Source organism: Algoriphagus aquimarinus (assembly GCF_900112005.1).
In the GTDB taxonomy this organism is placed as follows: Bacteria; Bacteroidota; Bacteroidia; order Cytophagales; family Cyclobacteriaceae; genus Algoriphagus; species Algoriphagus aquimarinus.
Map to the genome: position 1 here is coordinate 241194 of NZ_FOKK01000003.1, position 20243 is coordinate 261436.

The 20243-nt window shown below is 40.7% G+C and carries 20 protein-coding genes; 15 read left to right on the forward strand and 5 right to left on the reverse strand.

What is annotated here, in order from left to right:
- Window positions 1-98 precede the first annotated feature (98 nt).
- The 4 genes from BM291_RS05250 to BM291_RS05265 all read left to right on the forward strand — a co-directional run bounded on the left by BM291_RS05250 (window position 99) and on the right by BM291_RS05265 (window position 3259).
- Window positions 99-608 carry a hypothetical protein gene (locus BM291_RS05250; protein WP_217647292.1) on the forward strand — a complete coding sequence of 170 codons (510 nt, stop codon included), beginning with the start codon at window positions 99-101 and terminating at the stop codon, window positions 606-608.
- A 133-nt stretch (window positions 609-741) separates the two neighbouring features.
- A complete protein-coding gene (locus BM291_RS05255; protein ID WP_092895123.1) occupies window positions 742-1629 on the forward strand; it encodes a zinc-dependent peptidase in 888 nt (295 codons plus the stop codon).
- 135 nt (window positions 1630-1764) lie between these two features.
- Entirely contained in the window at window positions 1765-2790 is a 1026-nt protein-coding gene (locus BM291_RS05260; protein WP_092895124.1) for a PDDEXK nuclease domain-containing protein, read from the forward strand.
- A 13-nt stretch (window positions 2791-2803) separates the two neighbouring features.
- Window positions 2804-3259 carry a nuclear transport factor 2 family protein gene (locus tag BM291_RS05265; RefSeq protein WP_092895125.1) on the forward strand — a complete coding sequence of 152 codons (456 nt, stop codon included), beginning with the start codon at window positions 2804-2806 and terminating at the stop codon, window positions 3257-3259.
- A 36-nt stretch (window positions 3260-3295) separates the two neighbouring features.
- On the opposite strand, the gene BM291_RS05270 is transcribed toward BM291_RS05265, so the two are convergent.
- Complete coding sequence (locus tag BM291_RS05270) at window positions 3296-3811, reverse strand: hypothetical protein (RefSeq protein ID WP_245786773.1); 516 nt, start codon at window positions 3809-3811, stop codon at window positions 3296-3298.
- Window positions 3812-3816: 5 nt separating this feature from the next.
- Window positions 3817-5082: a sulfite oxidase gene (locus tag BM291_RS05275; RefSeq protein WP_092895126.1), complete on the reverse strand. Its 1266-nt coding sequence runs from the start codon at window positions 5080-5082 to the stop codon at window positions 3817-3819.
- Between the two features lie 264 nt (window positions 5083-5346).
- Between BM291_RS05275 and BM291_RS05280 the strand changes: the two genes are divergently transcribed.
- Complete coding sequence (locus BM291_RS05280) at window positions 5347-5733, forward strand: DoxX family protein (protein WP_092895127.1); 387 nt, start codon at window positions 5347-5349, stop codon at window positions 5731-5733.
- Between the two features lie 239 nt (window positions 5734-5972).
- Here BM291_RS05280 and BM291_RS22210 read toward each other — a convergent pair whose 3' ends face one another.
- Genes BM291_RS22210 through BM291_RS05295 form a run of 3 tightly spaced genes read right to left on the reverse strand, consistent with a single transcriptional unit; the run spans window position 5973 to window position 7169 of the window.
- Entirely contained in the window at window positions 5973-6182 is a 210-nt protein-coding gene (locus BM291_RS22210) for a GDCCVxC domain-containing (seleno)protein (protein WP_092895128.1), read from the reverse strand.
- Between the two features lies 1 nt (window position 6183).
- Window positions 6184-6798 (reverse strand): mercuric transport protein MerTP, encoded by a 615-nt coding sequence (merTP, locus tag BM291_RS05290; protein ID WP_092895129.1) that lies wholly within the window; start codon window positions 6796-6798, stop codon window positions 6184-6186.
- The gene (locus BM291_RS05295; RefSeq protein ID WP_092895130.1) at window positions 6795-7169 is read right to left on the reverse strand and encodes an ArsR/SmtB family transcription factor; all 375 of its coding nucleotides are present in this window, start codon (window positions 7167-7169) and stop codon (window positions 6795-6797) included. Before BM291_RS05295 ends, merTP begins: the two co-directional genes overlap by 4 nt.
- 379 nt (window positions 7170-7548) lie before the next feature.
- On the opposite strand from BM291_RS05295, the gene BM291_RS05300 reads away from it, so the two are divergent.
- The 10 genes from BM291_RS05300 (at window position 7549) to BM291_RS05345 (ending at window position 20119) form a co-directional block, all read left to right on the forward strand.
- Window positions 7549-8394, forward strand: coding sequence for a methylated-DNA--[protein]-cysteine S-methyltransferase (locus BM291_RS05300; protein ID WP_092895131.1), 846 nt, complete (start codon window positions 7549-7551; stop codon window positions 8392-8394).
- A 12-nt stretch (window positions 8395-8406) separates the two neighbouring features.
- On the forward strand, window positions 8407-9015 hold the full coding sequence (locus tag BM291_RS05305) for an alpha-ketoglutarate-dependent dioxygenase AlkB family protein (protein ID WP_092895132.1): 609 nt from the start codon (window positions 8407-8409) through the stop codon (window positions 9013-9015).
- 566 nt (window positions 9016-9581) lie between these two features.
- Window positions 9582-11225: a TldD/PmbA family protein gene (locus tag BM291_RS05310; RefSeq protein WP_092895133.1), complete on the forward strand. Its 1644-nt coding sequence runs from the start codon at window positions 9582-9584 to the stop codon at window positions 11223-11225.
- Between the two features lie 16 nt (window positions 11226-11241).
- A complete protein-coding gene (locus BM291_RS05315; RefSeq protein ID WP_092895134.1) occupies window positions 11242-12573 on the forward strand; it encodes a TldD/PmbA family protein in 1332 nt (443 codons plus the stop codon).
- 115 nt (window positions 12574-12688) lie between these two features.
- Window positions 12689-13306 (forward strand): DUF4159 domain-containing protein, encoded by a 618-nt coding sequence (locus BM291_RS05320; protein ID WP_092895135.1) that lies wholly within the window; start codon window positions 12689-12691, stop codon window positions 13304-13306.
- A gap of 2 nt (window positions 13307-13308) precedes the next feature.
- Window positions 13309-14307: an AAA family ATPase gene (locus BM291_RS05325; RefSeq protein ID WP_092895312.1), complete on the forward strand. Its 999-nt coding sequence runs from the start codon at window positions 13309-13311 to the stop codon at window positions 14305-14307.
- The gene (locus BM291_RS05330) at window positions 14294-15163 is read left to right on the forward strand and encodes a DUF58 domain-containing protein (RefSeq protein ID WP_092895136.1); all 870 of its coding nucleotides are present in this window, start codon (window positions 14294-14296) and stop codon (window positions 15161-15163) included. Before BM291_RS05325 ends, BM291_RS05330 begins: the two co-directional genes overlap by 14 nt.
- Window positions 15163-16335, forward strand: coding sequence for a BatA domain-containing protein (locus BM291_RS05335; protein ID WP_092895137.1), 1173 nt, complete (start codon window positions 15163-15165; stop codon window positions 16333-16335). Before BM291_RS05330 ends, BM291_RS05335 begins: the two co-directional genes overlap by 1 nt.
- Window positions 16332-18500, forward strand: coding sequence for a hypothetical protein (locus BM291_RS05340; protein WP_092895138.1), 2169 nt, complete (start codon window positions 16332-16334; stop codon window positions 18498-18500). Before BM291_RS05335 ends, BM291_RS05340 begins: the two co-directional genes overlap by 4 nt.
- The gene (locus BM291_RS05345; RefSeq protein ID WP_092895139.1) at window positions 18497-20119 is read left to right on the forward strand and encodes a hypothetical protein; all 1623 of its coding nucleotides are present in this window, start codon (window positions 18497-18499) and stop codon (window positions 20117-20119) included. Before BM291_RS05340 ends, BM291_RS05345 begins: the two co-directional genes overlap by 4 nt.
- Window positions 20120-20243: the final 124 nt, after the last annotated feature.

Sequence of the window (20243 nt, forward strand, 5' to 3'; positions counted from 1 at the left end):
AAAATGTGTAAAGCATGTGGTGGCAGTATCTCTTAGTATTTTTTGGTGCACTTTTATTTGATATAGTGCCTTTTCCGTTTCCACCAGCATTTACGATAATGATGTTTTTACAAATCATTTTTCAGCTGAATGTATGGTGGGTAATAGTAATAGGAGTAGCCGGTTCAGTTTTGGGTAGATATATTCTGCTTTTATATACTCCATTTCTAGCAGGAAAGTATTTGAATACTTCAAAGAATAGTGACATTCAATTTCTAGGCGAGAAAATGAATGAGAATAAATGGAAAGGTCAACTTTTTGTGCTTGCGTATTCATTATTGCCACTACCTACCACGCCACTTTTTCTTGGTGCAGGAATTTCAAAGTTGAAGGCGAAATATATTATCCCGGCATTTCTCATCGGTAAGTTTACCAGTGATACGTTGGCATTATTTCTAGGAGAATATGCCGTAGAAAATGCCGAGGCTTTATTGGAGAATGCATTTTCCTTACAATCTATTGCAAGCCTTCTATTAGCCTTGGTTTTGCTTTTTTGTCTATTTTTCATTGACTGGCGAACTCTTATCCAAACCAAAAAACTCGTGTTTAACTTTAAAATTTTGAAGTAGCCAATCTTATTGGCTATGATTAAATAGTAAAATGACCGCGCTTTTCAACTGGAGGAATCTGCAAAACCGTAGTTTTGAAGAATTCTGATAAAAACTTATTTCACGTTTCTTTCACTCTAAAACACTTCAAATCTTGTTTGTTAAAATCTTAGTAGGATTATTTATTGCCTTAATACTATTCTTACTTTTCCGCCCTAAAAGCATAAAAAGTGGATTCAACGTCCCTGAGATCTTTCCAGAAAAATGGAGGCTATATCTATTTAAGGAAGTAAACTTCTATGCTTCACTTGATGAAGAGGATAAAGTGATCTTTGAAGCTGATGTGAAACGCTTTTTGAAACGAGTGAGAATCACTGGAATCAAAACTACCGTGGATGATGAAGATCGTCTCCTGGTTGCCAGTAGTGCAGTTATTCCGGTTTTTTCCTTTCCAGAATGGGAGTACAGCAGTTTACATGAAGTGCTTTTGTATCCAGATTTATTTACTGAGAAGTATGATTTCAGCGAGCAAGACCGAAATATCTCAGGCATGGTGGGAAGTGGAGGAGTAATGCATCATGTGGTGATCTTTTCCAAGCCTGCTTTACATCAGGGTTTTGATAATGCGAGTGACAAAATGAATGTGGGAATTCACGAGTTTGTGCATCTATTTGACAAGCAAGACGGTGAAATCGATGGCATTCCGCAGATGATTATGAAAAATCAAGCGGTACTACCATGGCTGCATTTGATCTCTGAGAACACCAAAGAAATGCTTGCCGGGAAAAGTGATATTAATATTTACGGAGCGACTAATAAGCAGGAATTTTTGGCGGTTGCGAGTGAATACTTTTTTGAACGACCAAAGCTTTTCCAAGAAAAACATCCGGAATTATACGAGGTACTTTCCTCGGTATTTCAAACTGATTTGGCCAATAGTCAGGTCGGCGATAATAAGTTGAAGCGAACCATCGGTAGAAATGCCCCTTGTCCTTGTCGCAGCGGAAAGAAGTTTAAGGACTGCTGTATGGGACATGATTGATTGCTTTGCTGAGTCAATTGTGCATACAATGTGTCCACAATTGAGACTTTGAAATCGAATTGTATTCAGTTTTTAGAATACTTAGAAAAATTGGATATTGTATTGATCAATCATCGTTTCTGAAACATCTATCCAATGGAAATTAGAAGAGACTTTTTTTTGAAAATTCAGAGCATTATTTCTACTGCACAAGCGAAAGCAATTCGTGCAGTAGATAATGAACGAGTGATCATGTATTGGCAAATTGGTAAAATCATTTTTGAGGAAGAACAAAACGGTAAAGAGAGGGCCGATTATGGTAGATTCTTAATCAAGTCAATTTCCGATAACTTTCAACCCCAGTTTGGTAGCGGGTTTTCTATTCGACAATTGCAGAGATACAGGCAGTTTTACCGCACCTTTCCAATTGCGTCCGCACTGCGGACGCAATTGAGTTGGACGCATTACAAAACCATAATAGGCTTCGATAATCAGGATAAAAGAGAGTTTTATTTAGCCGAATCAAATAAGAATAGTTGGACAGCAAGGCAGTTAGAAAGACAAGTGAATAGTCAGCTTTTTGAGCGCTTACTTTTAAGTAACGATGTCAAGGATGTGTTGGCAGTGGCAAGGGAGGAGAAATCACTTTCTGATGCGAAAGAAATCATAAAAGATCCTATGGTATTAGAATTCTTGGGACTTAAAAGGGAAGCGGCCTACTACGAAAAAGATTTTGAAGCGGCAATCATTACACATTTGAAAGATTTCCTTTTGGAAATTGGAAATGGATTTTCGTTTGTCGCTCGTCAGAAACGTATCCATTTGGATGGAGAAGAGTTCTTTATTGATCTTGTTTTTTACAATCGATTACTCCAGTGCTTTGTAATTGTTGAAATCAAAACTACCAAACTGAAACATGAGCACATTGGACAGTTACAGATGTATGTGAATTATTACGACCGCTTCGAAAAGCAAGGGTTTGAAAATCCAACCATCGGGATTTTGCTTTGTGCGGATAAAAATGATGCAGTGGTAAAAATCACATTACCTGAAAACAATAAAACTATCATAGGTAGTAAATACCAGCTTTATTTACCTACTGAACAGCAATTGATAGATGAAGTGAAGAAGGAGATTGACAAATTGGACAACAACGATATTGAATCACCTTCAACCAATTAACTTAAATAAAACCATGAAAAATGTATTTTTAATCCTCGCTCTTTCCATCTGTTTTGATTGTTTTTCACAGCAAACTGAAGAGACGGAAGTAGCTGCAGTAAGGACTGTGGTCAATCAGTTTTTCGAATCTTTGGAAAAGCAGGACACAGTACTGCTACAGCAAGTGGCTTTTATGGAAGGGCAGATCTGGACAGTAAACAATACCGTAAGCCCGGCAAAACAGCGCATGCGGTTTTTCAAAGACGATTTGAAATCTTTTCAATCCAAGAATTCCTACCTGGAAACAGGACTAAGCATGGATGTGAAAATCCATGAAGGAATGGCCATGGCTTGGGTTCCTTATGAATTTAGACTTAATGGGGACTTCTCTCACTGTGGAGTGGATGTCTTTACTTTATTCAAGAAAGATGGGATTTGGAAGATTATCAACCTGACTTATACTATTGATAAAGAAGGTTGCGGAAAATAATTTAGAATTCTTAATTCAGGATTTGAATTCAATTACTCAATCCTTCAGCTCATACCAGTCAATTCCAGTAAGCGGAATTCTACGTCCATGAGATTCTTCCGGGGCGTAATTCTCTGCCAAGTAATCCAGAATAATAGCTTCATTTCCGCCAAGATCCCAGAGACCCTGAGTCTCTTGCATCCATACAATCTTGGAATGCCAGCCTTCACGGGTAAATCGATTTTGAAGAATCAGTGCACTAGAGTGACAGGCGGTACAGTTGGCCTTGACAAGCTCCAGTCCATTCCCTGCAATCAGTCCCGTTTCCACATCTTTGCCATCTACTACCTCAGTACTAAAATCGGCTAATGGTTCAGGGCTAGCTGAGGACAGTTCAGCGCTGGTAGAATTCAGTCGAGTAGAGATTTCTGGTAGAAAAACCAACGAAAGCACAAGACCTGCCAGTAGAACTACGACTCCTACCAGTCCAGCTACAGACTTAATCAATCCATTGAAAAGTTGATAGTTTTCCTTGTCTGAAGTCTTGGGATTATTGTTTGGAAGATTATTCATGTGCATTAGCTTACTTTCACCGCGATTCTGTGACAGGCATTATTTAGATAGCCTTTAGGATTCCAGCCCGGCATCACCATTGGCTGGGAGATTCCTTGATCGTCAGTTGCTTTTGCCCAGATCTCATAATATCCTGCTTGAGGGAAATCCAGATCTATAGACCACTGTTGCCAAGCCAGACGATTTGCAGGTTTTTTCAAGGAACATGTTCGCCAGGTAGCCCCGAAATCTGTGGTCACTTGCATTTCTTTAATTTCCTGTTCACCAGCCCAAGCATGTCCTCGTACGGTTAACTTTTTTGATTTGTCAAACATCGCCCCGGATTTTGGGTGAGTGATGATCGATTTTACAGGCATGGACTCTATTATTTTCATATCCTCCTCTGGCACCTTATCTCCTGGAGCTATTGGATACTTTGGAACACGATAGGCGTCACCCATCATTTTCTCACCATCATGCACTTTGTTTCTTACCACTAGTTTATGAAGCCACTTGCCAGACACGGAAGCTGGCCAGCCGCCGCAAACCAAGCGAAGTGGGAATCCATGTTGAAGAGGAATATCTTTTCCATTAAGCGCCCAAGCCAGTAGTGTTTCGTCTTGCATTACTTTGGACATAGGAGCACCTCGGGAGATCACCACTTTGTTTGGGTCGCCGTTTAGATGTTTGTCTTTTCCATAATACCCCACATAGACAGCATCGGATTTGATGCCCACATCAGCCAGTACATCTTTCAATCTTACGCCGGTCCATTCTGAACAATACACGGCTCCTTCTTCCCATTGATTTCCAGATGCAGGAGGATAAAAGCCAGCTCGGCCATTCCCACCACATTCAAGAACTAGTTGATAAGTATAAGCTTTGAACTTCTTTTTGAGCTCATCGAGCGTGTATGTTTTTTCCTTGGTGACTGATTCACCACCAATAGTCAAAGTCCAGTTTGCTGCGTCAACATCTTCTGGCATCAGTCCGTTATTTCTGATGAAAATATTGGAAAATGGAGTTACAGCATCATCTAACAGATGTGGCATAGGCTCTACATTCCAAGGCTTTTCATTACGGATAATCATGTCTTTGCTTTTGCCTTTCATTGGGTCAAAATCCGCCGGCAAGCCTACAGGAATATAATCTCTAGGCATACTGGCAGCGTGAACTATATCTGCGCCCAAAACCGTCGCCATTGCTGCTAAGGCACTTTTTTGTAAAAATGCTCGTCTATCTTGAGTATTAGTAGTTTTATTTTTCGAGCTGTTCAAGTCGGATATTGACATGTCAGGAATAGGTTACAAAGTTATCTATAGATAAAGTAAAGGGTCTTAGTGCTCATGTCCTATCTCTTCTCACACTTTTCCATAGGTGGATATAAAAATAATCAAGAAAATCGGAAGGAATCGTGTTGAGTACTTTCAGTATTCAACATGAGTAGTTTGATATGCAATTCACTGGTTCGCAAAGCGCCTGTACTTTGTCATTATGCTACCCCGTAGAAAAGTAGGAGAGTATTGATATTTGAGAGGCATATAAAACTCAAAAACATGGATGTTACAAAAAGAAACACGATCATTTTCTGGTCAGCCACAACTCTTATTTTCCTTTTCGAGGGAGTAATGCCAGCACTGACTTCACAAACAGAACTTGCAAAAGAAGGTATTCAGCATTTAGGCTACCCCATGTATTTTGGAAATGCTCTCGTGGTTTTCAAAGTTTGTGGCTCGCTGATCCTAATGATCCCCAAATTCCCAAAACGTGTGAAGGAATGGGCTTATGCGGGTTTTACCTTTGATTTTATTTTTGCCTGCATTAGCCATTATGCTGTGGATGGTTTAGGGTTTCAGACGATATTTCCATTGATTATTTTGGTGATTTTAATGGTTTCTTATATTTATTACCACAAACTTAATTCACCTCTAAAAGCCTGGTAATTGGCTCTGCATTTATATCTTTATTCGCAGTCATAACCACGAAAGGCATTGATGCAGCAGCAATTTCTCCGATTTTTTAAGATTGATAAAGTTCAACTTATACTAATCGACGTCTACTTTCTTGCTTTGGGATGTACAATCGGAATGGCTAAGCAGAGTTCCGAGTCAACTAGCTATACCTTCTTGAAGGTGAAGTAGAGGTAAATGATTTAATTACCGACTGGTCTGTCTGTACTAGTTTAAGAACAGCAACTTTTATTCTCTTGCATGGGAGGGCACTTAACTGTGCCGTAACTACAATAAACGCAGCAGTCTCCCGATATTGGTTTAATTACACTTTTGCAGTTTTCACATTCGTAGAAGAATTGACAAGCATCTGTGGGCATTTCTTCTTCCTTTTTATGTCCACAGCTTGGGCAGGTAATAATTGATTTCGTTAGTACGTCCATTTCACTTAATATTTGTCTCAATAACTTTATAACCTGTCCCATCAATTGCTTTTTGTATGTCAGCAAGAGACGTTCTAGAATTGTCAAATTCTACAACTGCATTCTTATTGTCGTAAGACGCAGTCGCTACTATTATTCCAGGAAGCTTATTTACATCGTGTTGGACATGTTCGGCACAACTTGCACAGGTCATTCCGTCAATTTTAAATTCAACTTTTTGAATATTTGACTCCTTAACAATTACTACTTCTTTCTCCGGTTTGGGGTAAAAAATGTGGGAGTAATGAGGAAATGAAATCATAGTCGCAGCAAACAATGTCGCTATTCCTAAGAATGTTTTGGTTTGAATAAATTTCCTTTTCTCCTCGGTTGCGCATTCACAGTCAATTTCCTTTTCTGTATCTGTTTCTTTCGGGAAAAGTTTTTGATACCAAGCAAAACCAAGAGCTAAAATTGTCAGCCCAATCAGATAGGGTCTAAGAGGGTCTAGCCAAGAAAATGTTGAAGCAATTCCACTGGTTCCTGCGATTAGAGCTAATACTGGAGTGATACAGCATAATGAAGCTGTAATTGCAGTTAGCATACCTGCACCAATTATTTTGTTTTCACTTTTCATCCCGGTATTAAGGTTTTATTGTTGTCAAGGATCTCAAAAAATGGATTTAGTAACTTTTCATATTCAGGTGTCAGAGAGTAAAAGATCGTTTGGGCTTCTCTCTCAGTTTCTAAAAGATTTCGATCTTTCATTTTTCTTAAGTGCTGAGAAATAGCGGAAATATTCATTCCCAAAATGTCGCTTAAATCACAGACGCAAAGTCTTTTTTCCTCAAAGAGTAAATAAAGTATTTTAAGTCTGACACTATTTCCGGCCAATGAAAGTCCATTTGCTAGGTGGTCAAATGAGTCACTTAATCCAGTAACTGTGTCTTTACAACGATTTATTTGTTCAAAATCAGCCTGCTGCCTTATGCAAGAATTGTTTCCCATAGCACAAGGTTACATTTATTACTTATTTAAGCAAATACTTAAATACAAAATTGTGATAAGAACAGAGAGCATTAGGAGTAAGAGGAGATATCCAGTGCCGGATATTTATATCATCCTTTGATTCCTAAGCATATAGGCTTAGCAGCAAATACAAATTGAAAACACTGCTGAGTTCGATGCTTCCTTTATTTCACAATAGGGTTTTTAACCAAGAGTAGGGTTTAGTGTGGATGTGCAAAGTTCCAAGTCAGCTAGCTATTCAATTTTGAAGGTGGGGTATGTGAAGTAGGAGTAAAACCTGATTTTCACTTACTCCGCAAGATTCGGGTTTTGCTATTCTATGAATCAACCTACTTTTGGGTAACCTAGCAGTTAGATCATGAGCGAGAGCCAGTCCATCAATTACCAACGTATTGCCGAAGCGATTGCATATATCCAAGCCAATTTCAAAAGTCAACCTTCCCTAGAGGAAATTGCGGGACAGGTTCATCTGAGTCCTTTTCATTTTCAGCGGATGTTTAGCGATTGGGCAGGGGTGAGTCCCAAGAAGTTTATGCAATACCTCAGCGTGGAATATGCCAAGCAGCTGTTGCAAGGTAAGGAAGCGACTCTATTTGAAGCGGCGCAAGAAACCGGACTTTCTGGGACGGGAAGGCTTCACGATCTCTTTGTGAGAATTGAAGGGATGACACCAGGTGAATTCAAGAATGGGGGAGAAAACCTCCAGATCAATTACAGTTTTGCTGAAAGCCCGTTCGGAGAAATCATCGTGGCTTCTACTCCGAAAGGTATTTGTCACCTGGCTTTTTTCTCAAACCAAGAAGAAGGAGAAGTAACTATGAAAGCACGCTTTCCAAAAGCGAACTATCATCAGCTTGTGGATAAAATTCAACAGGAAGCCTTGTTTATTTTTCAGCACGATTGGAGCAAACTCAATCAGATCAAGTTGCACTTGCATGGCACCCCATTTCAATTGAAAGTTTGGGACGCGCTGCTAAAAATCCCAATGGGAAATCTGACTACTTATGGAACAATCGCAGGCGAAATAGAAAAACCAAAAGCTTCACGAGCTATTGGAACTGCTATCGGTAGTAATCCTGTTGCTTTTCTGATTCCTTGCCATCGTGTGATTCAGTCTAGCGGTAAACTCGGTGGCTACATGTGGGGGAATACAAGGAAGTCAGCGATAATAGGTTGGGAAGCTGCCCAGCAAACTAGAGAATGATAACACAGTAACATGGATTTATTCAATCAGGATTCAGTTGAAAGTTTTAACCTGCTGCCCAAAGACGGCACGGTGAATTACTATGGCAAGATTATGCCTACGGCTAAGGCTTTGACCTACCTAGACTATTTACTGAACGAGATTCAATGGAAGAATGACGTGGCGATTATTTTTGGAAAACGAATTGAAACCAAGCGTAAAGTGGCTTGGTATGCAGAAAATCGGTTTGAATACACTTATTCCAATACTACAAAAACAGCCTTGCCTTGGACTAAGGAATTGCTGGAGCTTAAGGATCTGGTAGAAAAGAAGACGGGGGAAACCTTCAATTCCTGCTTGCTGAATCTGTATCATAATGGATCAGAGGGAATGGCTTGGCATAGCGACGGAGAAACGGATCTGAAAAAGAATGGAGCAATCGCTTCGGTGAGTTTTGGAGCGGAACGGAAATTTGCTTTCAAACATAAAGCAACAAAAGAGACCATTTCACAGATTTTAGAAAATGGGAGTTTGCTGGTAATGAAAGGAACTACTCAGACGCATTGGATGCATCGACTTCCACCCACAAAGCTAGTTTCTAAACCCAGAATCAATTTGACTTTCCGAACGATAGTGAGGTGATTTTTTTGTCTTATGCTGGTTTAAGTTTTATGACCTGCCTTCCGCAAGCAAGTAAGGGCGAATAATCATTCGCCCTTACGAGATGTAGTAATCCATATTGTGGCCTAGTAGACGGTGTTTGATTTGATAGCTGCATTACTAAACTCTCTCAGGCCAGTTTTGATCAACTTTTTCAATTCTTCACCCTCATAGTTGATTATTGAAAGTTTTCAATAGGGAAATCGTACAAAACATTACTTTTTAAAATTGTCTTATTTTGTTGCATAGGGTACAAAATCCATGAATCTCTAATTGTCAAACGGTATTTTTCAAGTTGTACCCTGAAATTTTACCGAGTCTGTATTTTTATTTTTCTTAATCCAAGGATAGCAGTACTTTGATAGAACTATTAAACCCATTAATATCACTAGGAATATAAACCATAAACTTTAACCAGGAGATCAATTGAAATCGAGCCTGCCGGAGGCAGATAGGTATGAAGAAAAACTACACACCGTGGAATGACTAATGCATGCGAGATTTCTCCCGAAAGTTATCGGGATGACCAAAAAGACAATTACTAACACATGAAAAGAAGAGATTTTATCCACCTTTCCGGAATGGGGCTTGGAGCCCTTGCCACATCCGGACTAGTCATGATGGGAAATCCTGTCTCGGCTGAGCAATTGCTTGAGCCAGGAATGGATCCAGCGGCTAAAAAAGTACTTGCTGACATTGCATTGAATGCTGCCAGGGGCAAAGGCGCTACTTACACAGATGTTCGAATAGGAAGATACTTGCGCCAAAATGTAAGCACAAGAGAGAAAAACGTCCAAAACATCTCAAATTCAGAGACGTTTGGTGTCGGCATTCGAGTGATTGCTAATGGCACTTGGGGCTTTTCGGCAACCTCAGATGTATCCCCTGACGGGATCAAAAGCTGTGCAGAAACTGCAGTAGCCATCGCCAAAGCAAATTCCAAATTGCAAAAGGAACCTGTAGTCCTTGCTCCTGAAAAAGGACATGGAGAGGTGACTTGGAATACGCCAATCAAGAAGAATGCAATGGAAGTTCCTGTAAAGGATAAAATTGACCTTCTTCTGAAAGTGAACAATTCTGCTATGGATAATGGAGTTGCCTTCGTCAATTCCTCTCTCTTCATCATTAACGAGCAGAAGTATTTTGCGTCCACTGATGGTTCTTACATTGATCAGGATATCCATCGTATCTGGCCGACGTTTTCAGTGACAGCTGTGAACAAAGGGGCGGGTGGATTTAGAAGTAGACAGGCACTTAGTGCGCCAATGGGTATGGGTTATGAATACCTGGATGGTCTTGCTGAGGATAAAATCATGAATCCTGCTGGCTTCAATAGCTACAAGAATTCCTACGATATGGTAGAGGATGCGATAGGTGCAGCCAAGCATTCAAAAGAAAAAATCACTGCAAAATCAGTTATTCCTGGGAAGTATGACTTAGTTCTAGATCCAGATCACCTGGGACTTACAATTCATGAATCCGTAGGGCATCCGCTTGAACTGGATAGAGTGTTGGGTTATGAGGCGAATTATGCCGGTACTAGCTTCGCTACGTTGGACAAATGGAAATCAGGCGATTTCAAATATGGCTCTGATAAAGTAAATATCGTCGCTGATAAGACTCAGCCTTTTTCCCTGGGAAATACAGGATACGATGATGAGGGAGTAAAATGTAAAGAGTGGGATTTGATCAAAAACGGTGTTTTGGTAAACTATCAGGCAATTCGTGACCAAGTCAAAATCTTAGGTGAAAATGAATCTAACGGTTGTGCTTTTGCAGACAGTTGGAGTTCTGTGCAATTTCAGCGTATGCCTAATGTTTCTCTGAAACCAGGTACGGAGAAACTCAGTCCTGCTGAAATGGTTAAGAATGTTGAAAAAGGAGTTTACATTCTTGGAAGAGGTTCTTATTCTATTGATCAGCAGCGTTACAATTTCCAGTTTGGAGGTCAGTTGTTTTACGAAATCAAGAATGGGGAGATCGTGGGAATGCTCGAAGATGTAGCCTACCAGTCCAATACTCAAGAGTTTTGGAATTCTTGCTCGCAGATTTGCGACAAAGATGATTACAAGTTTTTCGGCTCGTTCAATGACGGCAAAGGCCAACCTTCACAATCATCAGCAGTTTCTCATGGCAGTTCCACTACCCGTTTTGACGGAGTGAACGTGATCAATACGGGAAGAAACATTTAACCTCAACGCGGAAATTATGGCCATATTAACTAAAGAAGAAGCAAAGAAAATTATAGATAAGGTGCTTTCCTATTCCAAAGCGGACGAGATGGAAGTGTCCATTTTTGGAGGAAAAACCGGTAATATCAGATATGCTAGAAATACAGTGAACACAAGTGGAGAGACGAATGAAATTCGTCTAAGTGTAAACTCTGTATTTGGCAAGAAAGTGGGATCTTCATCTACCAATGAGCTGGATGATGCCTCACTGAAAAAGGTAGTAGCACGTGCAGAGGAAATCGCTATGTTGGCTCCTGAGAATCCTGAGTACATGCCTATGCTCGGGCCTCAAGTTTATCCTGAGACGGCTACATTCAGTCCGGCGACAGATAAGATCACACCAGACTTCCGGGCGCAATTGGCCATGGACAGTATAGAAGTGACCAGTACAGGTGATCTTACCGCTGCGGGTTATTTGGAAGATTTCTCTGGCTTTGTGGCTTCTGGGAATAGCAAAGGCCAATTTGGCTACAATACCAGCACATCAGTTGATTTCTCCATTACAGTGAGAACGACGGATGGCACAGGATCTGGTTATGCGATTAGAGATTTCAATGATGTCAATCTCCTGAATTCAAAAGAGGTGACTAGCATTGCAATGCAGAAAGCGCAAGCATCTGCAAATGCCCAGGCAATAGAGCCGGGAAAATATACTGTTATCCTTGAGCCTACTGCGGCTGGAGATTTATTGAGCTTGCTGACAAGAGGTTTTGATGCACGGAGTGCAGACGAAGGAAGAAGCTATATGAGTAAAAAGGGTGGAGGAACTCGCCTGGGAGAAAAATTATTCGATGAGCGAGTTTCGATCATTTCAGATCCTTTCAACACAGAAATTCCTACATCACCATGGGATGGAGATGGGTTGCCTAAGCAAAAAACTACTTGGGTAGAAAATGGAGTAGTGAAAAACCTTTCTTATTCTCGCTATTGGGCAGAAAAGCAAGGAGTAACACCGCTTTCAGGTGCTGGAGGATTTGGTGGCGGCGGATTTATTTTCTCCGGTGGCGATGAATCTATTGCCGATATGATCAAAAGCACTGAAAGAGGCGTGCTGGTTACCAGATTCTGGTACATCAGAGCGGTAGATCCTCAGACCCTGCTATTCACGGGCTTGACCAGAGATGGTACTTTCTACATAGAAAATGGTCAGATCAAATTCCCGGTGAAGAACTTTAGATTCAATGAGAGCCCGATTATCATGTTGAACAACATAGAATCTATGGGTAAGCCTCAGCGAGTAGGAGGAAGCTTGATTCCGCCAATGAAGATCAGAGACTTTACCTTCACTAGCTTATCTGACGCTGTTTAAATCAGTTCACAGTGAGCAGTATTCAGTTTACAGTAATTATTTACTTTGACTGGGTACTGCTTATTGCTTAAAGAGGTGATCACTGATCACTGAATACTGAAAACTGACCACTGAAATGCAACCTTTCTTTTTCACTAGAATCAAATACAATTCCGGCAATTGGGATACTGATCAACGTATGCCTATCAACTTGCTCAATTCACTGGTGGAATACACAACCATTCCTGTAGATGAAAAGGAAAAAATAGTAGAGCTGAGTAGTAAGGAGATTTTCAAAAGTCCTTTTTGCTATATCAGTGGGCATAAGTTGGTAGAGTTTTCGTCCGAAGAGCGACAGAATTTCAAGACTTATGTAGAAAACGGAGGCTTCGTCTTTGCCGATGATTGCAATCATGACATAGATGGACTTTTCGCAAAATCCTTCGAAGCCGAAATGGCTAAAACCTTTGGAGAAGATGCGCTCCAAAAAATACCCAATAACCACCCAATTTATTCTTCCTTCTTTGAATTTGATGATGGCCCTCCGGCCACTTCATTTGAGCTTAATGGCTGGGGAGATGACCTGATTCATGATTACTTGAAAGCAATTGTTGTAAATGGTAGGATAGGAGTCCTTTATAGCAACAAAGATTATGGCTGCGAGTGGGATTATGACTTCAGAAATAAGCGATTCTTAAAGGTTGACAATACCAAGTTTGGTGTCAACATAGTGGTTTATGCATTAACACAATGATTTTGGAAAACACAGATTTAACAGCATATAAAGAGCTAGTGGGTAAAATTCCCTTGCTCAAAAAAGAAATAGCTAAAGTCATCGTCGGTCAGGAATCTGTGATCGAAGAAATCATCATCACACTACTAGCTGGTGGGCATTGCCTGCTGGAAGGTGTTCCTGGTTTGGCAAAAACGCTGATGGTCAATTCTCTTTCTCAAGGAATGGATATGAACTTTAAGCGAATTCAATTCACGCCTGATTTGATGCCTGGGGATATATTAGGGACAGAAATCCTAGAGGAAGACCATGCGACTGGTAAGAAGTTCTTCCAATTTAATCGAGGGCCGATCTTCGCGAATATGGTGTTGGCAGATGAGATCAACAGAACTCCCTCCAAAACCCAAGCTGCCTTGCTCGAAGCTATGCAAGAGAAGGTAGTGACTTATGGAGGGCAGCATCATCCTCTTCCAGATCCTTTTTTGATTATTGCTACGCAAAATCCAATTGAGCAATCAGGAACTTATCCACTTCCAGAAGCACAACTAGATCGCTTTCTTTTGTATATCAAATTGGGGTATCCATCTGAGCAGGAGGAGTTGGAAGTCCTGGAAAAAACTACAGGGACTTACAAAGGAAAACCAGATGTAGTCTTCACGGGTACGGATGTCAAAACACTTCAGAAGCTGACTAGAGAGGTACATATTGATTCCAGTTTGCTGATTTACATCAATAAGCTGATTCGAGCTACAAGGCCTGATAATTCAGGAATACAGTCAGTTATAGATTATGTAGAGTGGGGCGCAGGTACACGAGCCGGTCAGGCTTTGATTCTATGTGCCAAAGCGAGAGCCTTGGTAAAAGGTCGCTTTGCTGTCACACCTGATGATATCAAGACGCTAGCTTATCCAGTTTTAAGGCATAGGCTTTCCTTACATTTCAGAGCAGAAGCTGAGAACATACAGCCAGATGCTGTCATCACCAAAATCCTTGAAGCATTACCAATCCATGCAAGCAAGTAATCTGGAGATCATCAAACTCAATAACCTGAAGTTGGCTGCTAAAATCATCAGCGAGCAACTCAAGCATGGGGTGCACCTAGGCAAACGCGTGGGAGTTGGTTCTGAGTTTGAGCAGTACAGGTATTACGAGCCAGGGGATGATCCCAAGAGGATTGATTGGAAGTACTTTTCCCGATCCGGTAAGTATATGATCAAAGAATCGCAGACTGAGAGCCATTTGCATGTGCGTGTGATGCTTGATCTCTCTGGGTCGATGAATTACGTGGAGGATGGGATCAAACGTCTTGATTACGCTAAAAACCTCATTGCTTCACTTTCCTACTTAGCCCATCAGCAAGGAGACTCCTTGACCTATTTTACGTTTCAGGATGGAAAGATAGAGCAGAAGGTGTCCGCATCACCTAAGTCATTTCAACGCATTTTATATTATTTGGAAACTGAAACTGCTGCTGGAACCTGGCCTGTCTTGAAAAAGGAGTTTCCTGTATTGAAAAGCAAGCAGCGGGAGTTGATAATTCTGGTGTCTGATTTTTTGCAAAAAGATAACGAATGGCTGGACATAGTGGAGCAAATGAGGCATCCCAAAAAAGAGATTGTGTTGTTTCAGATTCTGGGAAAGCAGGAGGAAAAGTTTGACTTGAAGGGTAATTTTCATTTTCATGATTTGGAGTCAGATCGCTCAATTATTTTGGATGGAAAGGCGATAGATAAAACCTATAACGATTCTATAAAGAATTATTTGTCAGGTTTTAAGCAATCGTTGATTCTACCTCAAGTTCATCTGTTTCAAGCAAGATTGACGGATTCAATCGCCGGCCTAATCAGCAAGTTTCTTGCAGAAAGATCCCTTTCGTGATGCAGTTTCTTCAACCTATATTGCTCTGGGGATTGCTTGGAATCAGCATCCCTATCCTTATACATCTCTGGCGAGGAAAGAAAGGGCAAGTCATCCATTGGGCAGCGATGCACTGGCTCGCCACACAGGATAGTTCTGTGGCTAAAGGCTTCCGATTGGAGAATATCTTCGTGCTATTACTTAGAATTCTACTGCTAGATTTGCTGGTGTTACTGTTGAGTCAGGTCTTTATTCCATCGGTAAGCAAGGTTTCCGAGGAGAGAATTATTCATCTGGTACAGCCAAGTAATCTGATCACCGAGGAGTATAAGTTTGAGCTTCAGCAGGCATTGGAAAAGGGTGAGGAAGTATATTGGGCTGATGAGCATCTCACAGCAATTGAGGGCTTGGATGAGTTGAATGCAGAAGGAATGTTTCTTAAGCTTCAATCCTCCTTGGATAAAATTGCGGATGAAACTACCCAGCTCAATTTGTATTTGATCAACTCTCAAAACAGCTTAGGGTCGAAGAATTATCTAAGTAAAATCAAACCAACCTTCTTTTTAGGAATAGCTGATCTGGCAAATCCAGCTCCTCAGAACATTTCCATTGAAGGAGGAAAAAAGCTAGAGGTTAATCAAAATGGGGTTTTGGACTCCATCGCAAACGATCAAAATGGCCCTGTTTCGATTACTATAGGAAAGAGCGATTTCGCTTACTATATGGGTGAAATTTCCTCCTCAGAGCGTCTTTTCATCAAGGCATCTCTAGAAGCTATTCAAGATGTTTACGGATTTGACTTTTTAGAAAAGGAACGCATGGAAGATGCAAACCTGGTTTTTGATCATGAGCTGCCAATAGAAAAAGGCGGTAATAAACTTTACTTCATCTCGGATGCTTTCTCTTTCTCTGAGCAATCGAATCTGATCACTTTTTCAGATCAACTGGACTTCGATCATTCTGAATTGGTACAAACAGGAAAGTTGCCTGAAGTTATTTTGGAGAGATTTCTAGCTTATTATGGGGTAGAGCAGCAAGATGTGAAGTTGAGTCAAACTCAGCTTGAGCATAGATTTTTGGTAGATAGTCCGAAAAGCCAAAGCAAGAGAGCTAATCTGAACGTGATCCTTTTAGGTCTATTTCTGCTCTGTTTTGCAGCTGAACGTTACTTTGCAAATCAACAAGGGATATGAGCACAATCGAAAGCTATATCGCCAAAATTGAGTTGCAATTGCGTGTGCAAATTGGCTTAAAAGCATTATTGATAAGTTTATCACTGGTGGTATTTGGCTTGATTTTCACATCTGCTCCCGCAGCTATCCTAGTCCTTGCTATCCTAGCTTTCTTCGTAGCTGGATACTATTTGGGATTATTTGTAACTCAGCGAAAGCAAGCTATTCAGGTACTTCATGATAGATTTCCAGACTTGGAATTCAGTTTGGAACTCTTGGATAAGCCCAGCAAAAATGTAGCTGAGCAACTTCAATGGGAGCGAGTGAATGCTAACTTTCGCGGTGGGGAAGTCCAGCTTTGGCACAAAAATACCTGGCCATTTTTGGTAGCGTTGCTTTTCATCTCCGGAGTTTATGGACTTTCACATTTGAAGCTTTCCGAAGAAAACTCACCCCAGGTTCAGGCTAAGTTGGAAGATAAAGTTGATGCTACTTTAATAGCAAATCTACCTGTGGAATTGAAATCCTTAGAAATTTCCATCATTCCTCCAGCATACACAGGCTTGCCAAAAATTTCTCAATCAGAACTTTCGATCAGGACTATTATAAGATCTGATATAGAGTGGATTGTAAGTATAAAAAATAGTGAAGGAGCAACTTTGGAATTGATTAATTCGAATGGCAAAAGCCTACCTTTTTCCAAATCTGGAGAGAAATTTATTCTTAAGGATAAGGTCATAGGATCTGGCATTTATGCGCTTCGTGCAAGTAGAAATGAGAAGGTGGTTTATGAATCTGATTATTTCCCATTGGAAGCAATTGATGATTTTGCTCCGGTGATTCAGCCCAGCGAAAAAGAGCTTTATAAATACCACTTCACGAAGGATCCTCAGGTCATGCAGGTGAAAGCCAAGGTATCTGATGATTTCAAAGTAAAGGAGCTTTACCTGGTGGCTACGTTGGCAAGAGGTTCTGGTGAAAATGTGAAATTTAGAGAGAATCGAATAGCGATACCAAACAAGGATTTTAAATCTGCGGATCTCAGTGTCAAGTTAGACTTGAAGTCATTCGATTTCAGGCCTGGTGATGAGTTGTATTACTATTGGGCCGCTATGGATAATCGTACTCCCGAACCTAATTTTTCCCGTTCGGACACTTATTTTCTCAATTACGTGGATACTTCAGGGATTCAAGAGGAGGACATAATAGGGATGGCGATTCATGTTATGCCTGAGTATTTCCGTAGCCAACGGCAGATTATTATTGATACTGAAAATCTCCTTGCTACTCAGAAGAGTAAGACTGAGAAAGAATTCAATTCTGCTTCTAATCTAATAGGTAGCGATCAGAAGCTTCTTCGGATGCGTTATGGTCAATATCTCGGTGAGGAGAATTCAGAAGCTAATAACGGTTCTGAACCGGTGGATTTCCTGGCCGGTCACGATCATGATCATGCCCATGAAGCCGGTGTGGTCAATTTAGTAATAGAACCTAAAACGAGTAAATCGGATAGCAGCTCTCAGAAGGTGGTTGAGAATGACCTTGAGGATGGAATGGGAGGACTTATGAGCGCATTTTTAAATAAAAGCCAGTCCTCAACACAAGCTAAAATTGATGAGAATTCCTCGATGAATCTCTTGAAACTTGCCTTAGAGCAGATGTGGGAATCTGAGTTGCATCTACGGCTTTTTGAACCGAAAAAGGCTTTACCCTTTCAGGAAAAGGCGTTGGAATATCTGAAGACTGTACAGCAAAAGTCAAGAGTTTATGTAAAGCGTTCAGGATTTGATCCACCACCGATCAAGGAAGGAGAAAAGCGCTTGACAGGTGATCTGGATAAATTGAAAAATCAAATCGAAATCGAGCAAATAGCATTGACTAGGAGCTTGGCGCCACTAGCTGCACAGGTGTTGGGATTGCTTCCAAAGCCTCAGCTTTCTGCCGTCGATAAAGCTGCCGTGCAGAAACTTGGCGAACTCTGGACTTCACGCATGAACTATTCCGGCATTCAGGATTGGTCAGTTTTGCTAAGACTTCAAGAGTTGAATACAGGCAAAATTACTGAGGAGGGAAGGAAGGAATTGTTTCAGAAACTATATCCTCTGACAGCCCAAAGTGAAGGTGTGAACGCGTCTTCACTCAAACAAAAAGAATTAGAAAAAGCCTTTTGGAGCAAGTTGCAATGATTCACTTCGAACCTTTGATTTCCGGAACTTGGTCATGGCTATTCGCTGCAGCGATTATCCTTATTTTAGGTGTTCAGCTATTTTGGATACTTAATGCTGATCTGAAAACTTCCAGAAAAGTGATTAAAATCGCTTTGAATGCGTTGTTTTCACTTTTACTGCTTGGTTATCTTTTGCAACCAATATGGACTTCGAGTAAGCCAGAAGAAGCAGTTTTGATCCATTCCACGGCTAGTACGAAGGAGAAAGTACGCTTTTGGAAAGATAGCTTGAGTGTCAAGAAATCTGTTGATATCAGAAAATTCCAAGGTGAGGGAAATCCTGTTTATTTGCTTGGATCTGACTTTTCAGAGGCTGAGTTATTGAAAATAGGAGATAGGGATATTCAATGGGTTTCAGACATTGAAGACGGGGCACTTTCTTTTCTGGATTGGAAAGGAATACTGCGAGAAGGAGAAATGCAGACGGTGAATGGCAGGATAGAGTCAAGCGAATCCTTGAAAATCTCCATTTCTCAGCAAGGTGAAATACTAGCTGAAACCATCTCAGAATTAAATGAAGGTGCTTTTTCCCTTAAGTTTTCAGCGAAAGTTCTGGGAAGAAATGAGTTGGACCTGATGGTGAATGATAGCCTATATGGAAGCATCAAGTTCTTTGTTCGTCCAGCCAAACCCATTCAATACAGTTTGCAATTTGCTTTTCCTGATGCCGAAATTAGGGTTTTGACTCAATACTTGATCAACTCAGGCGAAAAGGTACAGGAGCGAATAGATGTATCGAAAAACTCAACTATTAGCTCTGGAAGCTCTGAATCCGATTCCCTTCAGTTTCTGATCATCGATCCAGCACAGCTCACTAAGAAGTCAACCCAAGATGCAATTGAGAATGGAGCGTCCATTTTGGTGATTAATTTGGATGATATTGGAAGGGATGTTCCTGCGATCAATAAAGCCTTTGAAACCAACTTCAAAGCAAAGCGAATTACAACAGAGGAGAGTCGGGAAGTTGAGGCTGATTTGGAAGCTTTACCTTACGAATTGGAGTCGGTGATTGCTCAGAAACTGCTTTTTGAGAATGCTTTTGCAGTTCAGCAAATAGGAAATGCTAAGGTGGGTGTGAGTCTATTGGGTAAGACTTTTCCAATCAAACTGGCTGGTGATAGTTTGCACTACCAAGCGATTTGGCAGAAGATGTTAGGTGCAATGATTCCGCAGGAATCAGGGGTAATAGATCTTAATCAGCCAGTTTTTACTGATATGAGAACTGACATTAAGTCGAACCAAGAGGTTTTCATCAAGGATTTTGTAAACATTGAATCAGATTCAGTCTTCCTGCAGCAATCGCTTGTCAACCCTTTTTCTAAAACTGCTGAGTTTGTAAGTATGGATTCTGGGTGGGTTTCAATTGCTGATAGCATAGAATTCTATAGCTATACTCCAGATGAGTGGGAAACTGTGCGAGCTTCAAAGTGGAGAGCTGATTTCTTGAAAGCGCATTCTAAAAGGGATACAACTTCAGAAATTTTTACGTCTCAGGAGAAGGTCTCGGATTGGCTTTGGTTTACACTTTTTGTGTTGACTTTAACACTACTTTGGCTGGAACCTAAGCTTTTGAAGTAAAGCTGTATTCAGTTTTTTTGAGAAACGGTTACCTATTGAAAAGTTTTTTTCTCCAATTTGTCCTGTGTACGACACGAAAATCCAGCCTGATTGAACTGTTTTGAGTTTAAATGGGAGTTGTTGG

Excerpts from the sequence above, each read along its gene's own strand:
- BM291_RS05305 (WP_092895132.1), top strand. The coding sequence starts at position 8,407 with ATGGATTTATTCAATCAGGATTCAGTTGAAAGTTTTAACCTGCTGCCC.
- BM291_RS05275 (WP_092895126.1), bottom strand. The coding sequence starts at position 5,082 with ATGTCAATATCCGACTTGAACAGCTCGAAAAATAAAACTACTAATACT.
- BM291_RS05270 (WP_245786773.1), bottom strand. The coding sequence starts at position 3,811 with ATGAATAATCTTCCAAACAATAATCCCAAGACTTCAGACAAGGAAAAC.
- BM291_RS05280 (WP_092895127.1), top strand. The coding sequence starts at position 5,347 with ATGGATGTTACAAAAAGAAACACGATCATTTTCTGGTCAGCCACAACT.
- BM291_RS05295 (WP_092895130.1), bottom strand. The coding sequence starts at position 7,169 with ATGGGAAACAATTCTTGCATAAGGCAGCAGGCTGATTTTGAACAAATA.
- BM291_RS05310 (WP_092895133.1), top strand. The coding sequence starts at position 9,582 with ATGAAAAGAAGAGATTTTATCCACCTTTCCGGAATGGGGCTTGGAGCC.
- BM291_RS05260 (WP_092895124.1), top strand. The coding sequence starts at position 1,765 with ATGGAAATTAGAAGAGACTTTTTTTTGAAAATTCAGAGCATTATTTCT.
- BM291_RS05300 (WP_092895131.1), top strand. The coding sequence starts at position 7,549 with ATGAGCGAGAGCCAGTCCATCAATTACCAACGTATTGCCGAAGCGATT.
- BM291_RS05345 (WP_092895139.1), top strand. The coding sequence starts at position 18,497 with ATGATTCACTTCGAACCTTTGATTTCCGGAACTTGGTCATGGCTATTC.
- BM291_RS05320 (WP_092895135.1), top strand. The coding sequence starts at position 12,689 with ATGCAACCTTTCTTTTTCACTAGAATCAAATACAATTCCGGCAATTGG.
- BM291_RS22210 (WP_092895128.1), bottom strand. The coding sequence starts at position 6,182 with ATGGACGTACTAACGAAATCAATTATTACCTGCCCAAGCTGTGGACAT.
- BM291_RS05340 (WP_092895138.1), top strand. The coding sequence starts at position 16,332 with ATGAGCACAATCGAAAGCTATATCGCCAAAATTGAGTTGCAATTGCGT.
- BM291_RS05330 (WP_092895136.1), top strand. The coding sequence starts at position 14,294 with ATGCAAGCAAGTAATCTGGAGATCATCAAACTCAATAACCTGAAGTTG.
- merTP (WP_092895129.1), bottom strand. The coding sequence starts at position 6,798 with ATGAAAAGTGAAAACAAAATAATTGGTGCAGGTATGCTAACTGCAATT.
- BM291_RS05315 (WP_092895134.1), top strand. The coding sequence starts at position 11,242 with ATGGCCATATTAACTAAAGAAGAAGCAAAGAAAATTATAGATAAGGTG.
- BM291_RS05265 (WP_092895125.1), top strand. The coding sequence starts at position 2,804 with ATGAAAAATGTATTTTTAATCCTCGCTCTTTCCATCTGTTTTGATTGT.
- BM291_RS05335 (WP_092895137.1), top strand. The coding sequence starts at position 15,163 with ATGCAGTTTCTTCAACCTATATTGCTCTGGGGATTGCTTGGAATCAGC.
- BM291_RS05250 (WP_217647292.1), top strand. The coding sequence starts at position 99 with ATGATGTTTTTACAAATCATTTTTCAGCTGAATGTATGGTGGGTAATA.